Below are 15798 nucleotides of genomic sequence, written 5' to 3' on the forward strand. Positions count from 1 at the left end.
GTTTCAGCGTATGCGACAGGCATGGCCGAGACCTATCCAAGACCCCGATTTGGCGCCCCGCGCGAGCCGAAAACCCGTGTTGATCCGGGCGGGAAGCTGGTGCGCGTGCTGGACTTTGCGAGCTTAAGTCACGCTCGCGCGGTCGCGTTCCTGGCCATTGTCGGGTTCCTGTTCTTCCTGCCGGGCTTCTTCACCATCCCGCCGATCGACCGCGACGAAGCCCGCTTTGCGCAGGCGACCAAGCAGATGGTCGAGACCGGCGATTTCGTCGACATCCGGTTCCAGGACGAGGTCCGCTACAAGAAACCGGTCGGCATCTACTGGATGCAGGCGGCCGTGGTCGAGACCGCCGAGGCGCTGGGCTTGCAGAATGCGGAAGTGCGCATCTGGCTCTATCGCGTGCCGTCGCTGATTGGCGCCATTGGTGCAGTGCTGCTGACCTACTGGACCGCATTGGCTTTCGTGACGCGGCGCGGTGCGGTGCTGGCCGGCCTGATCATGTGCAGTTCGGTGCTGCTCAATGTCGAGGCGCGCCTCGCCAAGACAGATGCCATGTTGCTGCTGACAGTCATCGCCGTGATGGGCGCGATGGCCCGAATTTACCTGGCGTGGCAGCGCGGCGAGGAGGCCGACAAGTCGCGCTGGCAGGAGCCGGCGGTGTTCTGGACGGCGATGGCGATCAGCATTCTCGTCAAGGGACCGCTGATCCTGATGTTCGTCGGGCTAACTGTTGTCGCGCTGGCGATCATGGATCGCTCGGTCGCGTGGCTGTGGCGGTTGCGGCCGCTGGTCGGCGTGGTCTGGATGCTGCTGCTGGTGCTGCCCTGGTTCGTCGCGATCTTCCTCAAATCCGGCCAGGCGTTTTTCTCCAATTCGCTCGGCGGCGACATGCTGAGCAAGCTGGCCGCGCAGGAGTCCCACGGCGCGCCTCCGGGCACCTATTTCCTGCTGTTCTGGATCACCTTCTGGCCCGGAGCACCGCTGGCCGGTATGGCCACGCCGGCGATCTGGCGCGCGCGGCGCGAGCCCGGGGCGCAATATCTGCTGGCCTGGCTGATCCCGTCCTGGATCGTGTTCGAAGTGGTGATGACCAAGCTGCCGCATTACGTGCTGCCGCTCTATCCGGCGATCGCCATTCTCATTATCGGCGCGCTTGAGCGCCGGGTGCTGGCACGCAACTGGCTGGCGCGGGGCGCGGCGTGGTGGTTCGCGATTCCGGTGCTGACCGCTGTGGTCGCGGAGATCGGCGCCGTGGCGATCGTGCGCCATCCGGTGTTTCTGGCGTGGCCCTTCGCCGCCGCGGCGCTGGTCTTCGGCCTGTTTGCCTGGTGGTTGTATGAAGACGCCCGCGCGGAACGCTCATTGCTGAATGCGGTCGTGGCCTCGCTGTTCATGAGCGCCGCTTTTTATGGCGTGTTGCTGCCGTCGCTTCGACCCTTGTTTCCAAGTGTGCAGATCGCACGCGCGCTGCGTAACGTGGTCTGTGTCGGTCCCAAGGCTGCTGCGGCGGGATATCATGAGCCAAGCCTGGTGTTCATGACCGGCACATCCACACAGCTCACCGATGGCGCGGGCGCGGCGGATTTCCTGGGGCAGGGCAGCTGCCGCTTCGCACTTGTCGAACTGCGGTCGGAGCGCCAGTTCGCGATGCGCGCCGAGGCCATCGGCCTGCGCTACAACGTGGCCACGCGCATCGACGGCTATAATTTCTCGCAGGGCAAAGCGATTTCGGTGGCCATCTATCGCTCCGAAGGGACCGAGTGATGTCCACCCCGGACAGGCCGGAGTCTCAGTCCTATCTGTCGCAACTCGTTGCGCTGGTGTGGCAGTCCTTCGCACAGCTTGTTCGCGCGCCGTCGCATTCGCGGCGTGCAGTAGCTGCGCGTTACTGGGCGCGCCGCTCGCTGGTGCTTGGCGCCATGACCGCCGTGATCATCATCGCGCTGATGTTCGTCGTCGATGCCACCGAGATCGGACTGATGCCGGCGCGCGGCACGGCTGGCCTGTGGCCACTGCGCATTTTCACGGATTTTGGTAAGGACGAACATGTCCTGCTGGCGTTGCTTGCGATCATGATCGTGCTGGCGCTGCTGACGCCGCTGCGCCATGGCACGTCGCGCGCAGTGCTCGTCAGCTTCGGGACCCGGATCCAGTACGTCTTCCTGTCGGTTGCGCTGTCCGTCTTTGTGACTGAAATCGTCAAGGGCGCGCTCGGTCGCGGCAGACCTTTTGTCAGCGGCGCGGCGGACCCGTTCAATTTCTCGCATTTTGCCTGGACGCCGGCCTATGCCAGCTTCCCGTCGGGCCATGCGACCACGAGTTTCGCGCTGGCCTTCGCGGTCGCCGCTCTATGGCCGCGGCTGCGCACGGCGATGATCGTCTACGCCGTCGCGATCTGCGCCAGCCGGCTCGTGTTGCTGGCGCATCATGCCAGTGACGTGGTCGGCGGCGGGCTGGTCGGCTGGATGGGCGCCATGACGGTGCGCTACTGGTTTGCGGCCCGGCATCTGGCTTTCACCATTCACCAGGACGGCACCATCGCCCCGCTGCCCGGGCCGTCCGCGAGCCATTTCAAAAGGGTTGCCCGCGGGGCCGCGGCCCCATAAGAAGCGATCTTTGCTGGGCTGGCTGCGACAAGTTCCCGCAGGACCACCCCCCAACCATGAGCTCCGATTTGTCCGCTCCCGAAGTTGCCTCCGTCGACGTTTCCGTTGTGGTGCCCGTACGCAACGAGCAGGACAATGTCGCGCCCTTGATCGCTGAGATCACTGCTGCGCTCGACGGCCGCTGGCCTTACGAGATCATCTATGTCAATGACGGCTCGACCGACGCGACGCCAGCACGGCTCGCCGAATTGATGCAAACGCGCAGTAACCTGCGCCGCATCGACCACGTTGCATCAGCGGGCCAGTCGGCCGCCGTACGCACGGGAGTGCGCAACGCGCGCGGTGCGATCGTGGTGACGCTGGACGGCGATGGTCAGAACAATCCGGCATTCCTGCCCAACCTGATTTCCGCGATCCAGGACGGTGGCGGCCGCGTCGGCCTTGCTGCCGGGCAACGGGTCGGTCGCAAGGATACCGGTTTCAAGAAGGCGCAGTCCAAGATCGCCAATGCGGTGCGCAATGCGATCCTCAAGGACGGTACCCGGGATACCGGATGTGGTCTGAAGGCGTTCCGCCGCGATGTGTTCTTGTCGATGCCTTATTTCGATGGTCTGCATCGCTTCCTTCCGGCGCTGGTGCGTCGTGAGGGCTTTGATATCGCCTATGTCGATGTCACCGATCGGCCGCGCCATTCCGGCGTGTCCAATTACGGATTCTTTGACCGTCTCTGGATCGGCATCATGGACCTCGCTGGCGTCTGGTGGCTGATCCGCCGCAAGCGTACGACGCCGGTCGCAATCGAGTTCAAATAAATGCTGCTTCAATACGGCCAGGCACTTGGCGACTATCTCTATGACGTATTCGTCGCGAAGTTCGATTTCTGGCTCGCCTTCGGCCTGATCGCGCAGTTGCTGTTTACCGCGCGCTTCCTCGTACAGTGGATTTCCAGCGAGCGCGCCGGGCAGAGCGTCGTGCCCATGGCGTTCTGGTTCTTCTCGATGGGCGGCGGGTTCATGACGCTGATCTACGGCGTTGCCAAGCGCGAACCGGTGATCATCCTCGGCCAGGCGTTTGCCACGGTGATCTATGTCCGCAACATCATGCTGATCATCAAGAACCGCGGTACCGGATCCAAGACGCTCGATAGCTGAGCGTCTTGCCTGGCGTCCTTGCCGATCAAAGCGCCGCGTTGAACGCTGCCAGGCCGCGCTCCAGATCCGCCTTCAGATCATCCACGCTTTCCAGGCCGATATGAAACCGGAGCGCCGGACCGCCGGGCGCCCATGTCGTCGCGCTGCGATAGTCCGAGCAGTCGAACGGAATGACAAGGCTCTCGAATCCGCCCCAGGAGTAGCCCATGCCGAACAGCTTGACGGTGTCGAGCAGGGCATCGACGGCCTTTTGCGGCGATGGCTTCAGGATGATGCTGAATAGGCCCGATGCGCCGGTGAAATCGCGCTTCCAGATGGCGTGGCCTGGGTGGCTCGGCAAAGCGGGATGCAGTACTTTCAGCACTTCGGGGCGGGTCTCCAGCCACCGCGCCATCTCCAGCGCCGAGCGCTGATGATGCGCGAGACGCACTGACATCGTACGCAGCCCGCGGAGAGCAAGGAAGACGTCGTCTGGGCCTGCGCATGTCCCGAGCAGCCTGATGCCTTCGCTGATCAGCGGCCACGCTGCCTCATTGGCGGAGATGGTGCCAAACATGATGTCGGAGTGGCCGCCGATATATTTGGTCGCCGCCTGGATACTGATATCGACGCCCTGTTCGAGCGAGCGATGATAGAGCGGCGTGGCCCAGGTATTGTCATCGAGTACCAGCGCGCCGTGCGCATGCGCGATGCCGGCGATGACGGGCACATCCGGCATTTCGAAGGATTGCGAGCCCGGCGCTTCGACCATGACGGCCCGGGTGTTCGGCTTGAACAACGCTTCAATGCCGGCGCCGATCAGCGGGTCGAAATAGGTGGTTTCGATGCCGTAGCGCGCCAGCATGCCGTTACAGAAATTGCGCGTCGGCCGATAGGCGCTGTCGCTGACGAGAAGATGATCGCCGGCCTTGAGCACCGAGAGCAGGGCGGTCGAGATCGCGGCGAGGCCCGACGGCACCAGCCCGACGCCGGCGCATTTGGGGCCTTCCAGCGCCATCAATGCTTCCTGCAGCGCCTTGGTGGTCGGCGTGCCGTGGCGGCCATACTGAAACTCGCCGCGATGCGCATGGAGATCGTCGGCGGTCGGATACAGCACCGTGGAGCCGCGTACGACCGGCGGATTGACAAAGCCCCGCTGCGATTTGGTGTCGCGGCCGGCGGTGACGATCACTGTGTCCGTGTCGAGCGAATTTGTGCCGTGATTGTCGTTCGAAGCTGTCATGATGGAGCCGCCGGTCTGCAGGTGTTGCAAGGCCATTGGCAATCTCGGCTGCCGAATGGCTGGTTCCGTCACTAAGAGGACACGGCGGATGGCCGTCAACCCCTTGACCCGGCTGGCTGATCGTTCTCTGTTGCGGACCTCGTCGATCCGCGCGGTACGTCGAGGGGGCCTGCCGCGAAATCTGCGATTTCCTGCTGATTCGTCCGGTCTTTTTAGATTGTCTCTGCTGTAGTTCGCCTTTCCGGCCGGGCAATTCGCGGCTAAGGAACGGAACCGTTGGTTCGTCATTCAATTCTTTGCGTCGACCGAGCGTCCTGACGTTCTCAAAGAGGCCTTACATGAAACGCGCAACCTTGATGTTCTCTCTCGCTCTTGCGGCCGGTCTGACCGCGCAAGGCGCGTCTGCGCAGACACTGAAGACGGTGAAGGACCGCGGCATGCTGTCCTGTGGCGTGACCCAGGGGTTGCCGGGTTTCTCTGCGCCGGATGACAAGGGCAACTGGGTCGGCTTCGACGTCGATCTGTGCCGCGGCATCGCGGCGGCGATCTTCAACGATGCGACCAAGGTGAAATATGTGCCGCTCTCGGCGAAGGACCGGTTCACTGCCTTGCAGTCCGGCGAGATCGATGTGCTGTCGCGCAACACGACCTGGACGCTGTCGCGCGATGCGTCACTTGGCGTGAACTTCGCTGGCATCAACTACTATGACGGCCAGGGCTTTCTGGTCCGCAAGTCGCTCAAGGTGAATTCGGCCCTCGAGCTCAATAGCGCCTCGATCTGTCTGCAAACCGGGACCACCAACGAGCAGAATGTTGCCGACTATTTCAAGGGCAACAACATGAAGTATGAAGTGATCGCGTTCTCGACCGCCGACGAGACCATCAAGGCCTATGAGTCCGGCCGTTGCGACGTGTTCACCGCCGATATCTCGCAGCTCTATGCGGAGCGCTTGAAGCTCACCGTGCCTGCCGACCACGCGGTGTTGCCTGAGGTGATCTCCAAGGAGCCGCTCGGCCCATTGGTGCGCCATGGCGACGATCAGTGGCTGGATGTGGTGCGCTGGACGCTGTTCGCGATGGTCAATGCGGAGGAACTGGGCATTACGCAGAAAAACGTCGACGAGCAGGCGAAATCCGACAAGCCGGAGCTGAAGCGTATCTTCGGTACTGACGGCAATCTCGGCGAAACATTGGGCCTGACCAAGGACTGGTTTGCGCGCATCATCAGGGCGACCGGCAATTACGGTGAGGTGTTCGATCGCAATGTCGGCGCCGGCTCCAAACTCGGCATCTCGCGCGGTCTGAACCAGCTCTGGAACAAGGGTGGCATTCAATACGCGCCGCCGATCCGCTGAGCGCATCATCGCCCGTGGCGACATCGACCGAAGCCAGAAAGCCGCCGCTGCAACTCGCTGCAAAATTGCGGCGGGTGCTGGGCGGGCAGGCCGGCTGGAGCGGCTTTGTCCTGCAGATCCTGTTCGTCGCGGCGCTGGTCTGGGTCGGCTATGAGATCGTTGAGAATGCGCGCAGCAATCTGGCTGCGCAGAAAATTGCATCCGGCTTCGGCTTCCTGTCGAATACCGCGGGCTTTGCGGTCAGTCAGGCACTGATCCCATATTCGGAGGCGGACACCTATCTGCAGGTGTTCTTCGTCGGCCTCGTGAACACGCTGGTCGTGTCGCTGATAGGCATCTTCTTTGCGACAATCATCGGCCTCATCGTCGGCCTCGGCCGGATGTCGCCGAACTGGCTGCTGGCGCGCATTGCCGGCGGCTATGTCGAACTGATCCGTAACCTGCCGCTGCTGTTCCAGATCCTGTTTTGGTATCTCGCCGTGCTCGCGACGCTGCCGCAGCCGCGCCAAAGCATCGCGCTACTGGACAGCTTCTTTCTCAGCAATCGGGGCTTTGGCTTGCCTAAGCCCATCGGGACCGAGGCCTTTACGCCGTTCGTGGTTGCAGTGATCGTTGCGATCATCGCCGCGCCGGTGTTGCGCGTTTATGCGCGGCAGCAGCTCTTCGCCAGGGGGCGTGTGATAGCCGTCTGGCCGACGACCCTGGGCTTGCTGGTCGGCTTGCCGCTTCTGACGGCGCTTGTGCTCGGCAAGCCAGTGACATTCGAGTATCCCGTATTGAAAGGTTTCAATTTCTCAGGCGGTCTGCGCGTCCTACCAGAATTCGTCGCGCTGACGCTGGCGCTCTCGACTTATACGGCCGCCTTCATCGCCGAGATCGTCCGTGCCGGCGTCCAGTCGGTGCACAAGGGACAGAGTGAGGCGGGGGCATCGCTCGGGCTCTCGCGTGGTGCGACGCTGCGCCTGATCGTGGTGCCGCAGGCGATGCGCGTGATCCTGCCGCCGCTGACCAACCAGTATCTCAATCTCACCAAGAACTCGTCGCTTGCCGTCGCCATCGGCTATCCCGATCTGGTGTCGGTGTTCGCTGGCACGACAATGAGCCAGACCGGGCAAGCCATCGAGATCATCGCCATCGCCATGGCGGTCTATCTCGCGATCTCGCTGGTCACGAGCGCCCTCATGAGCGTCTATGGCTGGCGGATCTCGCGGAGCATGGGCGCATGAGCGACACCAGCTTCGTTGCAAAAGAACTGATCGCGGAGCGCGCCGCGCCGGTGCGCAGCACGGGCGTCATAGGCTTTGTGCAGGCGCGGTTGCTGAATTCACCGACCAATATTCTGCTGACTGTTGTGAGCCTGTTGCTGCTGTGGTTCACGATTGTCCCCACAGTCAAATTCCTGCTGATCGACGCCGTCTGGCAGGGGCAGGACCGAACCGCGTGTTTGCCGGAGAGTGTCGGTCGCCCCGTGGGCGCGTGCTGGCCGTTCGTGCAGGCCAAATTCACGCAGTTCATCTACGGCTTCTATCCCGAGCCGGAACGCTGGCGCGTCAACCTGACATTCTTGCTCGGTGCACTATTACTTCTGCCGCTGTTGATCCCGCGTCTGCCCGCGAAGAGTGTGAATGCCGGACTGTTCTTCCTTGCCTTCCCCCTCGTGGCGTTCTTCCTGCTGTATGGCGGCGGCATCAATGGATTCGGTATCAGTTGGGCCGCGGAGTTGCTGTCGACCGTCGCGGTTCACCTCATGGATATCGGTCGCCGGCTCAGGGGCTTGGGTCTTCTGTCCGATGTTGCTGTCATCGGTTATCCGCTTACGTTGATCGGCAATGGCATCGTGGCATTCGGCGACGGCCTGCAACTCGTCGCGCTGCCGTTCGACTGGCTGCGCAACCAGGGCGTTAACAACGGCTCGCCGGTCTGGTTCGAACTGACGGTAACCGCCGTCGTGGTGTCGCTGCTCATTTTCCTGTTGAATGGCCATGTCCGGAGCGGCTGGCATGCGCTGGCCAATAGTGTCTCCATCTTTATTGGCATCGCTATCGTCATTGCCCTGCTGCGGCTCAATCGCGGCGGATTGCCCATCGTCGATACGCGGCTATGGGGTGGTTTGCTGGTGACACTAGTGGTGTCAATCACCGGCATCGTCACGTCCATGCCTGTCGGTATCGCGTTGGCGCTGGGGCGGCGCTCAACCATTCCGTTGATCCGGCTGTTCTCGATTGCCTTCATCGAGTTCTGGCGCGGCGTGCCGCTGATCACCGTGCTGTTCTTTGCCACTTACATGCTGCCGCTGTTCCTGCCGGGCACTTTCACCGTCGATGGCCTTGTGCGCGCGCTGATCGGCATCGCGCTGTTTGCAGGCGCCTACAATGCCGAGGTGATCCGCGGCGGATTGCAGGCGATCCCGCGCGGGCAGGCGGAGGCGGCGAGTGCGCTGGGTCTCTCGTGGTGGAAGACGACGCGTCTGGTGGTGATGCCCCAGGCGCTGCGCCATGTCATTCCTGGCCTCGTCAACAGCTTCATCGCGCTTCTGAAGGATACGTCGCTGGTGTCGATCGTGGCGCTGTTCGATCTGCTCGGTCAGCTCCGCGCGGCCTTCGCAGATCCGAGCTGGTCGACGCCAACGACCTTGTTCACCGGCTTTGCCTTTACCGGCATCATGTATTTCGTGATGTGCTTCGGCATCTCGCGCTATTCGCTGTTCGTCGAGCACCGGCTCAATGCGCATCGGCGGAGTTGAGGTAACATGTCCGTATCCGTAAATCCCATCGTCTCGATTGCCGGTCTCAACAAATGGTTCAGTGATTTCCACGTGCTGCGCGACATCGATCTCGCGGTCGGCCACGGCGAGCGTATCGTGATCTGCGGCCCGTCGGGTTCAGGCAAATCGACGCTGATCCGCTGCATCAATGCGCTGGAGGAATTTCAGGAGGGCCGCATCACCATCGATGGCATCGAACTCGGCCCCAATCTGCGTCGCGTCGATGATGTCAGACGCGACGTCGGCATGGTGTTCCAGAGCTTCAACCTGTTTCCGCATCTGACGGTGCTGGAGAACTGTACATTGGCGCCGATCTGGGTAAGGCACATGCCGAAGAAGGACGCAGATGCCGCGGCGATGAAATATCTCGAGCGGGTACGCATTCCGGACAAGGCCAATGCCTATCCCGGTCAGCTCTCTGGCGGCCAGCAGCAGCGCGTGGCGATCGCGCGTGCGTTGACGATGAATCCGAAAGTGATGTTGTTCGACGAGCCGACCTCGGCGCTGGACCCGGAAATGGTCAAGGAAGTGCTGGACACGATGGTCGATCTTGCCGGCGAGGGCATGACCATGCTGGTGGTCACCCACGAGATGGGCTTTGCCAGGGAAGTCGCCAGCCGGGTGGTGTTCATGGATGCCGGACAGATCATCGAGGCGAATGCGCCGGACGAGTTCTTCGCCAATCCGCAGCATGCCCGGACGAAGCTGTTCCTGAGCCAGATTCTTCGCTGAGGCTCGGCGCCTCAGACTTTCTCGAACGGCACCGAGATATCGCTCTTTTTCTCCAGCCATGCCGGGACCGGCAGGTTCTTGCTGCGCATGAAGTCGGGATTGAACAGCTTCGACTGATAGCGGCCGCCGGAGTCGCAGAGAATGGTCACAATGGTCTTGCCGGGCCCCAACTCCTTTGCGAGCTGGATAGCGCCTGCGATGTTGATGCCGGTCGAACCGCCAAGGCAGAGGCCTTCGTGCTGGAGCAGGTCATAGATGACGGCGACGGCTTCCTCGTCAGAGATCAGGAAGGCGGTATCGACCTTTGCGGTTTCGATGACCGGCGTCACGCGGCCGATCCCTATGCCTTCCGTGATGGAATCGCCGGGCGTGGACTTGGCTTCGCCATGCTTGAACCAGTTATACATCGCAAAGCCATTTGGATCGGCGCAGGCCGTAACGATGTTGGTGTTCTTTTCCTTGAGGTAACGGGTCGTGCCCGCCAGCGTGCCGCCGGTGCCCACTGCCGAGATGAAGCCGTCGACCTTGCCGCCAGTCTGCTCCCAGATCTCGGGACCGGTCGATTCATAATGGGCTTTGGCGTTGTCGAGGTTGTTCCACTGGTCGGCAAACAGAACGCCGTTCGGCTCGGTCTTGCGCAGCTGATCTGCGAGCCGTCGTCCGACATGCTGATAGTTGTTCGGATTGGCGAACGGCAGCGCCGGCACTTCGACCAGTTCGGCGCCGTTGAGCCGCAGCATATCTTTCTTTTCCTGGCTCTGCGTCTCCGGGATCACGATCAGCGTGCGATAACCGCGCGCGCTCGCCACGACGGCGAGACCGATACCTGTATTGCCCGCAGTCGCCTCGACAATGAGACCGCCCGGCTTGAGATCGCCGCGCTTCTCGGCTTCAAGGATCATCCATTTGCCGGCGCGGTCCTTCACCGACTGGCCGGGATTCATGAATTCGGCCTTGCCGAGAATGGTGCAGCCGGTCAGTTCGGATGCGCGCTTCAGCTTGATCAGAGGCGTGTTGCCGATCGCCTCGACGACGTCTTTGTTGAAGGTCATGGTGCTGAAATTCTTCGCTCGGGTTATCGATCTTGTCGCGACCCTAGTAGAGGCCGCAGTGCCATACAAGGGAAGGGTCCCGTCTCAAGATCTGCCGCAGTGCGGAAAGTCCAGGGCGCGGGCTATGGAGCTTTTGCGAATACGACCTGGCGAACGTCGATATTCCCGGACAGGAAACCGGCCTCGCAATAGGCCAGGTAGTATTCCCACAGTCGCCGGAACCGGTCGTCGAAACCGAGCGGCGTCAGACTTGGCCACGCCGCGCGGAAACTATCTCTCCAGGTGGCCAGCGTCTTGGCATAATCCAGTCCGAAAATGCGCTCCTTGATGACAGGAACGCCGTATTTGGCTCCGAGGGATTTCAGGATCTCGGGCGTCGGCAGCATGCCGCCGGGAAAGACATAGCGCTGGATGAAGTCGACCTCACGGCGATAGGTCTGGAAGAACCTGTCCTGGATCGTGATGGCCTGAATGCCCACCAGCCCGCCAGGCAGCAGGCGGTCGCGCAATTGTGAGAAATAATGCGGCCAGAACTGCTCGCCGACCGCCTCGATCATCTCGATCGAGGCGATGCGGTCGTACCGGCCGCGCTCGTCGCGATAGTCCTGGAATTTGATTTCGACCTTGTCGTCAAGGCCTGCGTCCTGCATTCGCTTGCGTGCGAAATCGCGCTGCTCGGTCGAGATGGTGAGACCGGTGACATGAGCGCCGTAGTTCTTCGCGGCATATTCGGCAAAGCCACCCCAACCGCAGCCGATCTCAAGCACCTTCTGGCCGGGCTTCAGATCGATTGCTTCTGCAAGCCGGCGATATTTGTTATTTTGCGCGGCGGTGAGATCCTGCGCACCGTCTTCGAAAATTGCCGACGAATAGGTCATACTCGGATCGAGCCACGCGGAATAGAACGCGTTGCCGATGTCGTAATGCGCGTAGATGTTCTTGCGAGCTTGCCGCTTGGTGTTGCGGTTGAACCAGTGGCGAACGATCTGGACGAAGCGCATCAGCGGATTGTTGCCGAGCATCACCTGAATGAGATCGTGATTGACGCAGAACAGATACAGGAATTGCGTGAGATCCGGCGTGTCCCATTCGCGGTGTAGATAGGCTTCCGCGATGCCGATATCGCCGCCATTCAGAAGACGCGCCGCGAATGCGTAACTGCTGATCGTCATCTCTGCGGCGGGACCGGGTTCCATGCCGCCCAGCCGGACACGCCGGCCATCGGGGAGTGTCACGTCGAGAGTGCCGCGCCGCAGGCGTGAGCCAAAACCAAGCGCGAGCCGGACGATGCGCGGCAAATCCGGCAGCGCCTTGTCGACATTTTCCGGCGTAAGAACGATCAGGTCAGGCATGCGCAGATCCAGGGGAGTTCGTGGTTCTGTGTTCGCATTCAAGTCGCATGGATGGATGCGGCCGCTCTTCTGTCGGACAGGACCGCCCTTGTGCGTTGCAAAATCCGATCAACGCGCGAACGATTTGACAGGAGTATAAGCGCGGCTTGGTTTACTCGCCAAGCCGGTATTTCTCGCGTGGCCTGCTTCACGAGACACCAGGCGTGTGCCCTTGATCCAATAACCGGTCCACGCGTCGCAGAACTTGGTGTGGTGCTCGCCCCGAATCTCGTCGAAGCGCATTCGCGCCGCGAACACCCTGGCGTCATCGTCGGCAATGTCTTGCGACGGTTCAACAAGGTCGCGGTTGGCATCTCCCGCGGGTTTCAAAATGACGCCGATGGCGCAAGGGAACGCGATCTTGGCGTCAGCAATAAACGAACACATGAAATCTTCGTAAGCCCGACCTGCCGGAGGCGTCCGTCAGCGGCCCAAAAGCCCAATAAAATAGGGGGAATCTGTGCAAATCGGCTCATTCGCGGGCATCTGACTTTGATGCCACTTGCACGTTCCGACACGTAAGAAGACTGTCCGCAGCATGATCGGTCGGCTAGAATACCCGCTCGTTTCATTGATCAAGAATCATCCGGTGAACGTGCCTCAGTCTGGATACCCTAACGCCCGAAAGTTCGGCGCAACGCGCCTGCGGCGGAGCCGTGTCCGGGCGTTCGTGCGGTGAGACACGTGTTTGCAAGAATGATCGGGCGTTCGGTCCTCGCTTTCGCGGTTGTCGCGAGCTCAGCCGGCTGTATCCTGACCAAGGATCTGCCCGATCCGGCCCTCGATATTCCGGAGGGCTACAAGGCGGCACGGCTGGCCAATCCCAACGGCGCTACGCCAACGCTGGACTGGTGGCGCGGTTTCCGTTCGAAAGAATTGACGCAGTTGATGGAGGAGGCCCAGACGGTCAACCTCGACATCGCTGCGGCAACATCGCGAATCATTCAGGCCGATGCGCAGGCCCGAATCACCGGCGCCGCGCTGCTGCCGAGCCTGAGCGGCGGCGGGCAGGAGACGTATTCGCGGACGTCCGGCTCGAGTTCCAGCGGCTTGACCAATGGCGGCCGTGAGGTGGTGACCTACTCGGCTTCGCTGTCGGCGAGCTACGAGATCGATTTCTGGGGCAAGAATCGCGACGCGGCGTTGGCCGCGGAAGAGACTTCCACGGCCAACCGGTTCGATCGCGACGTGGTGGCACTGACCACCATGGCCGCTGTCGCCAATGCCTATTTCCAGGTACTGACCTCGCAGGACCGCATTCGCACCGCCGAGCGTAACATTGCCAGCGCGCAACGCATCCTCGATGCGATCAAGCAGCGCTTCAGCGCTGGCACCGGTAGTGATCTCGATGTCGCGCAGCAGGAAAGCGTGCTGGCCAATCAGCGCGCTGCCGTGCCGCCGTTGCGGACCACGCTGGCGCAGAACGTCAATGCGCTCGCGACGCTGGTGTCCCGGCCCCCCGAAAGCGTGCGCGTGGCCGGCGGTTCGCTGAACAATATCGCAGCCCCGCGCGTCACGCCCGGCCTGCCGTCGGAGCTGTTGACCCAGCGGCCGGATATCCGCCGGCAGGAGGCACAATTGGCCTCGGCCACGGCGAATGTCGGCAGCGCCCGGGCGCAGTTCTTTCCCTCGATCCAGCTCACCGGCTCCGGCGGCTATCAGAGCGCGGCGCTGGCCTCACTTTTTCAGCCCAATGCCGCCTTCTTCAGCCTCGTGGGCGGCCTGACCCAGCCGATCTTCGACGGCGGGCGCATCCAGGGCAATTTCGAGCTGACCCAGGCGCGGCAGGACGAATTGCTGCAGACCTATCGCAAGACGGTCGTGCAGTCCTTCGCCGACGTGGACAACGCGCTGGTCGCGATTCGCCAGACCACCGAGCGGCTGCGGCTGCAGCGCGAGGTGGTCCGGGCGTCGAAGCGGGCCTTCGAGCTGTCCGAGCAGCAATTGCGCGCGGGAACCGCTGACATCGTAACTGTGCTAAACACCCAGCTGACGCTGTTCCAGGCGGAAGACGTCCTGTCGCAGGCGCAACTGGCGCGGCTGCAGGCCATCGTCAGTCTCTATCAGGCGCTGGGGGGCGGCTGGGAGCCGAAAATGGAAAGACCGGTCAATGCTCTTTAAGCCGGATTTGAAAGAGGCCGCGAAAGCGACGGGCGACGGTGTCGCCAAGGTCGCCGGCAAGGCGCGCCGACGCACGGTGTCGATCGCCGTGACACTGCTGATCCTCGGCGGGCTCGGCTATATCGGCTGGAATGCGTTCCAGCAGCGGCAGACGGCCAGCCGCGGCGGCTTCCGGCCCGATATGATGACCGTGCCGGTGCTGGCAGCGACGCCGAAGATCCAGGACGTACCGGTCTATCTCGATGGCGTCGGCTCGGTGAAGGCCCTGAACAACGTCACCGTGCGCGCGCAGGTCGACGGCAAACTGATCAAGGTCAATTTCAAGGAAGGCCAGGACGTCAAGGCCGGCGATGTGCTCGGCGAGATCGACCCGGTGCTCTACAAGGCGCTGTACGATCAGGCCGTCGCCAAGAAGGCGCAGGACGAGGCGACGCTGGCCAATGCGCGGCTCGACCTGATCCGCTACCAGCAGCTTGCAACGTCAAACGCCGGTTCCAAGCAGCAGGCCGACACCCAGAAGTCACTGGTCGCCCAGCAGGAGGCGCTGGTGAATGCCGATCAGGCTGCCATCGACAATGCCGCCGCGACGCTGAGCTACACCAAGATCGTCGCGCCGCTGTCCGGCCGGGCCGGCCTGCGCCAGGTCGATCAGGGCAACATCATCCACGCGTCCGACACGACGGGGCTCGTCGTGATCACGCAGTTGCAGCCCATCGCGGTGCTGTTCAGCCTGCCGCAGCAGCAGATCGTCCGCGCCAATGCCGCTGCCGCCAAGGGCACACTGATGGTCGATGTGTTCGGCAATGACGGCGTCACCGTCATCGACACCGGTACGCTCACCGGCATCGACAATCAGGTCGATACAACCACCGGCACGGTGAAGCTGAAGGCCGAATTCCCGAACCCGAATTATCAGCTCTGGCCCGGCCAGTTCGTCAATGTGCGGCTGAAAGTCGAGACGCTGAAGGATGCGATGGTGGTGCCGACCTCGGCCGTGCAGCGCGGTCCCGCAGGCACGTTCAGTTACGTGATCGGCGAGGGCGACGTGGTCAAGGCGGTGCCGGTGACCGTCACGCAACAGAACGAGACCACGGCCGTCATCGCCAAGGGCCTTGCGGCAACCGACCGTGTTGTCACCACGGGCTTTGCCAATCTCGCAGAGGGATCGAAGGTATCAATCGGCACCAACGATCAGGAGCCGACCGCCGATCTGGCGCCTCGCAAGCGGGGAGGCAGCAAGGGCAACGACGCTGGCGAGCGTCGTGGCAAGCGCGGCCAGAATTCGGGGGGGGCGGGCGGGGCGAGCAATCCGCAGGCGCCGATTGGCCAGACGCCGCCCCCAGCCGGCCCGAGCGCCGCGCCATCGGGAGCGAAGTAGCCATGATGTTCGCACGATCGATCGCT

The 15798-nt window shown here is 62.3% G+C and carries 14 protein-coding genes; 10 read left to right on the plus strand and 4 right to left on the minus strand.

All coding sequences use genetic code 11. From position 1 onward, the window contains the following. Nucleotides 1–21 precede the first annotated feature (21 nt). The 4 genes from AC1RLZ_RS12495 to AC1RLZ_RS12510 are packed head-to-tail and all read left to right on the plus strand — an operon-like array spanning nucleotide 22 to nucleotide 3757. A complete protein-coding gene (locus AC1RLZ_RS12495) occupies nucleotides 22–1764 on the plus strand; it encodes an ArnT family glycosyltransferase (RefSeq protein ID WP_493188875.1) in 1743 nt (580 codons plus the stop codon). Next, complete coding sequence (locus tag AC1RLZ_RS12500; protein ID WP_493188876.1) at nucleotides 1764–2606, plus strand: phosphatase PAP2 family protein; 843 nt, start codon at nucleotides 1764–1766, stop codon at nucleotides 2604–2606. Before AC1RLZ_RS12495 ends, AC1RLZ_RS12500 begins: the two co-directional genes overlap by 1 nt. 56 nt (nucleotides 2607–2662) lie before the next feature. Then, the gene (locus tag AC1RLZ_RS12505; protein WP_371421434.1) at nucleotides 2663–3418 is read left to right on the plus strand and encodes a glycosyltransferase family 2 protein; all 756 of its coding nucleotides are present in this window, start codon (nucleotides 2663–2665) and stop codon (nucleotides 3416–3418) included. Beyond that, nucleotides 3419–3757, plus strand: a complete 339-nt coding sequence (locus tag AC1RLZ_RS12510; RefSeq protein WP_493188877.1) for a lipid-A-disaccharide synthase N-terminal domain-containing protein — start codon at nucleotides 3419–3421, stop codon at nucleotides 3755–3757. Between the two features lie 25 nt (nucleotides 3758–3782). Here the strand turns inward: AC1RLZ_RS12510 and metC are convergent, their stop codons facing one another. After that, on the minus strand, nucleotides 3783–4979 hold the full coding sequence (gene metC / locus AC1RLZ_RS12515; RefSeq protein ID WP_493188937.1) for a cystathionine beta-lyase: 1197 nt from the start codon (nucleotides 4977–4979) through the stop codon (nucleotides 3783–3785). 338 nt (nucleotides 4980–5317) lie between these two features. Between metC and AC1RLZ_RS12520 the strand changes: the two genes are divergently transcribed. From AC1RLZ_RS12520 to AC1RLZ_RS12535, 4 genes are read left to right on the plus strand one after another with little or no spacing between them, the layout of a single operon-like run. Continuing rightward, nucleotides 5318–6334: an amino acid ABC transporter substrate-binding protein gene (locus tag AC1RLZ_RS12520; RefSeq protein WP_493188878.1), complete on the plus strand. Its 1017-nt coding sequence runs from the start codon at nucleotides 5318–5320 to the stop codon at nucleotides 6332–6334. A 14-nt stretch (nucleotides 6335–6348) separates the two neighbouring features. After that, nucleotides 6349–7560 carry an amino acid ABC transporter permease gene (locus AC1RLZ_RS12525; protein WP_493188879.1) on the plus strand — a complete coding sequence of 404 codons (1212 nt, stop codon included), beginning with the start codon at nucleotides 6349–6351 and terminating at the stop codon, nucleotides 7558–7560. Then, complete coding sequence (locus tag AC1RLZ_RS12530; RefSeq protein WP_493188880.1) at nucleotides 7557–9077, plus strand: amino acid ABC transporter permease; 1521 nt, start codon at nucleotides 7557–7559, stop codon at nucleotides 9075–9077. The genes AC1RLZ_RS12525 and AC1RLZ_RS12530 overlap by 4 nt, the downstream gene beginning before the upstream one ends. A 6-nt stretch (nucleotides 9078–9083) precedes the next feature. Next, complete coding sequence (locus AC1RLZ_RS12535; RefSeq protein WP_493188881.1) at nucleotides 9084–9830, plus strand: amino acid ABC transporter ATP-binding protein; 747 nt, start codon at nucleotides 9084–9086, stop codon at nucleotides 9828–9830. Between the two features lie 11 nt (nucleotides 9831–9841). Here AC1RLZ_RS12535 and AC1RLZ_RS12540 read toward each other — a convergent pair whose 3' ends face one another. The 3 genes from AC1RLZ_RS12540 to AC1RLZ_RS12550 all read right to left on the minus strand — a co-directional run bounded on the left by AC1RLZ_RS12540 (nucleotide 9842) and on the right by AC1RLZ_RS12550 (nucleotide 12660). Then, nucleotides 9842–10882, minus strand: coding sequence for a cysteine synthase A (locus AC1RLZ_RS12540; RefSeq protein ID WP_493188882.1), 1041 nt, complete (start codon nucleotides 10880–10882; stop codon nucleotides 9842–9844). Between the two features lie 122 nt (nucleotides 10883–11004). Beyond that, complete coding sequence (locus tag AC1RLZ_RS12545) at nucleotides 11005–12234, minus strand: class I SAM-dependent methyltransferase (RefSeq protein ID WP_493188883.1); 1230 nt, start codon at nucleotides 12232–12234, stop codon at nucleotides 11005–11007. Nucleotides 12235–12342: 108 nt separating this feature from the next. Then, nucleotides 12343–12660 (minus strand): hypothetical protein, encoded by a 318-nt coding sequence (locus AC1RLZ_RS12550; protein WP_493188884.1) that lies wholly within the window; start codon nucleotides 12658–12660, stop codon nucleotides 12343–12345. Nucleotides 12661–12969: 309 nt separating this feature from the next. Here AC1RLZ_RS12550 and AC1RLZ_RS12555 point away from each other — a divergent pair, with 309 nt between their 5' ends. Both AC1RLZ_RS12555 and AC1RLZ_RS12560 read left to right on the plus strand, forming a co-directional pair. Continuing rightward, nucleotides 12970–14394: an efflux transporter outer membrane subunit gene (locus AC1RLZ_RS12555; RefSeq protein WP_371421464.1), complete on the plus strand. Its 1425-nt coding sequence runs from the start codon at nucleotides 12970–12972 to the stop codon at nucleotides 14392–14394. Further along, nucleotides 14384–15772 carry an efflux RND transporter periplasmic adaptor subunit gene (locus tag AC1RLZ_RS12560; protein WP_493188885.1) on the plus strand — a complete coding sequence of 463 codons (1389 nt, stop codon included), beginning with the start codon at nucleotides 14384–14386 and terminating at the stop codon, nucleotides 15770–15772. Before AC1RLZ_RS12555 ends, AC1RLZ_RS12560 begins: the two co-directional genes overlap by 11 nt. The last annotated feature ends 26 nt before the right edge of the window (nucleotides 15773–15798 follow it).

Source organism: Tardiphaga sp. GW822-FHT04G09, from assembly GCF_058800725.1.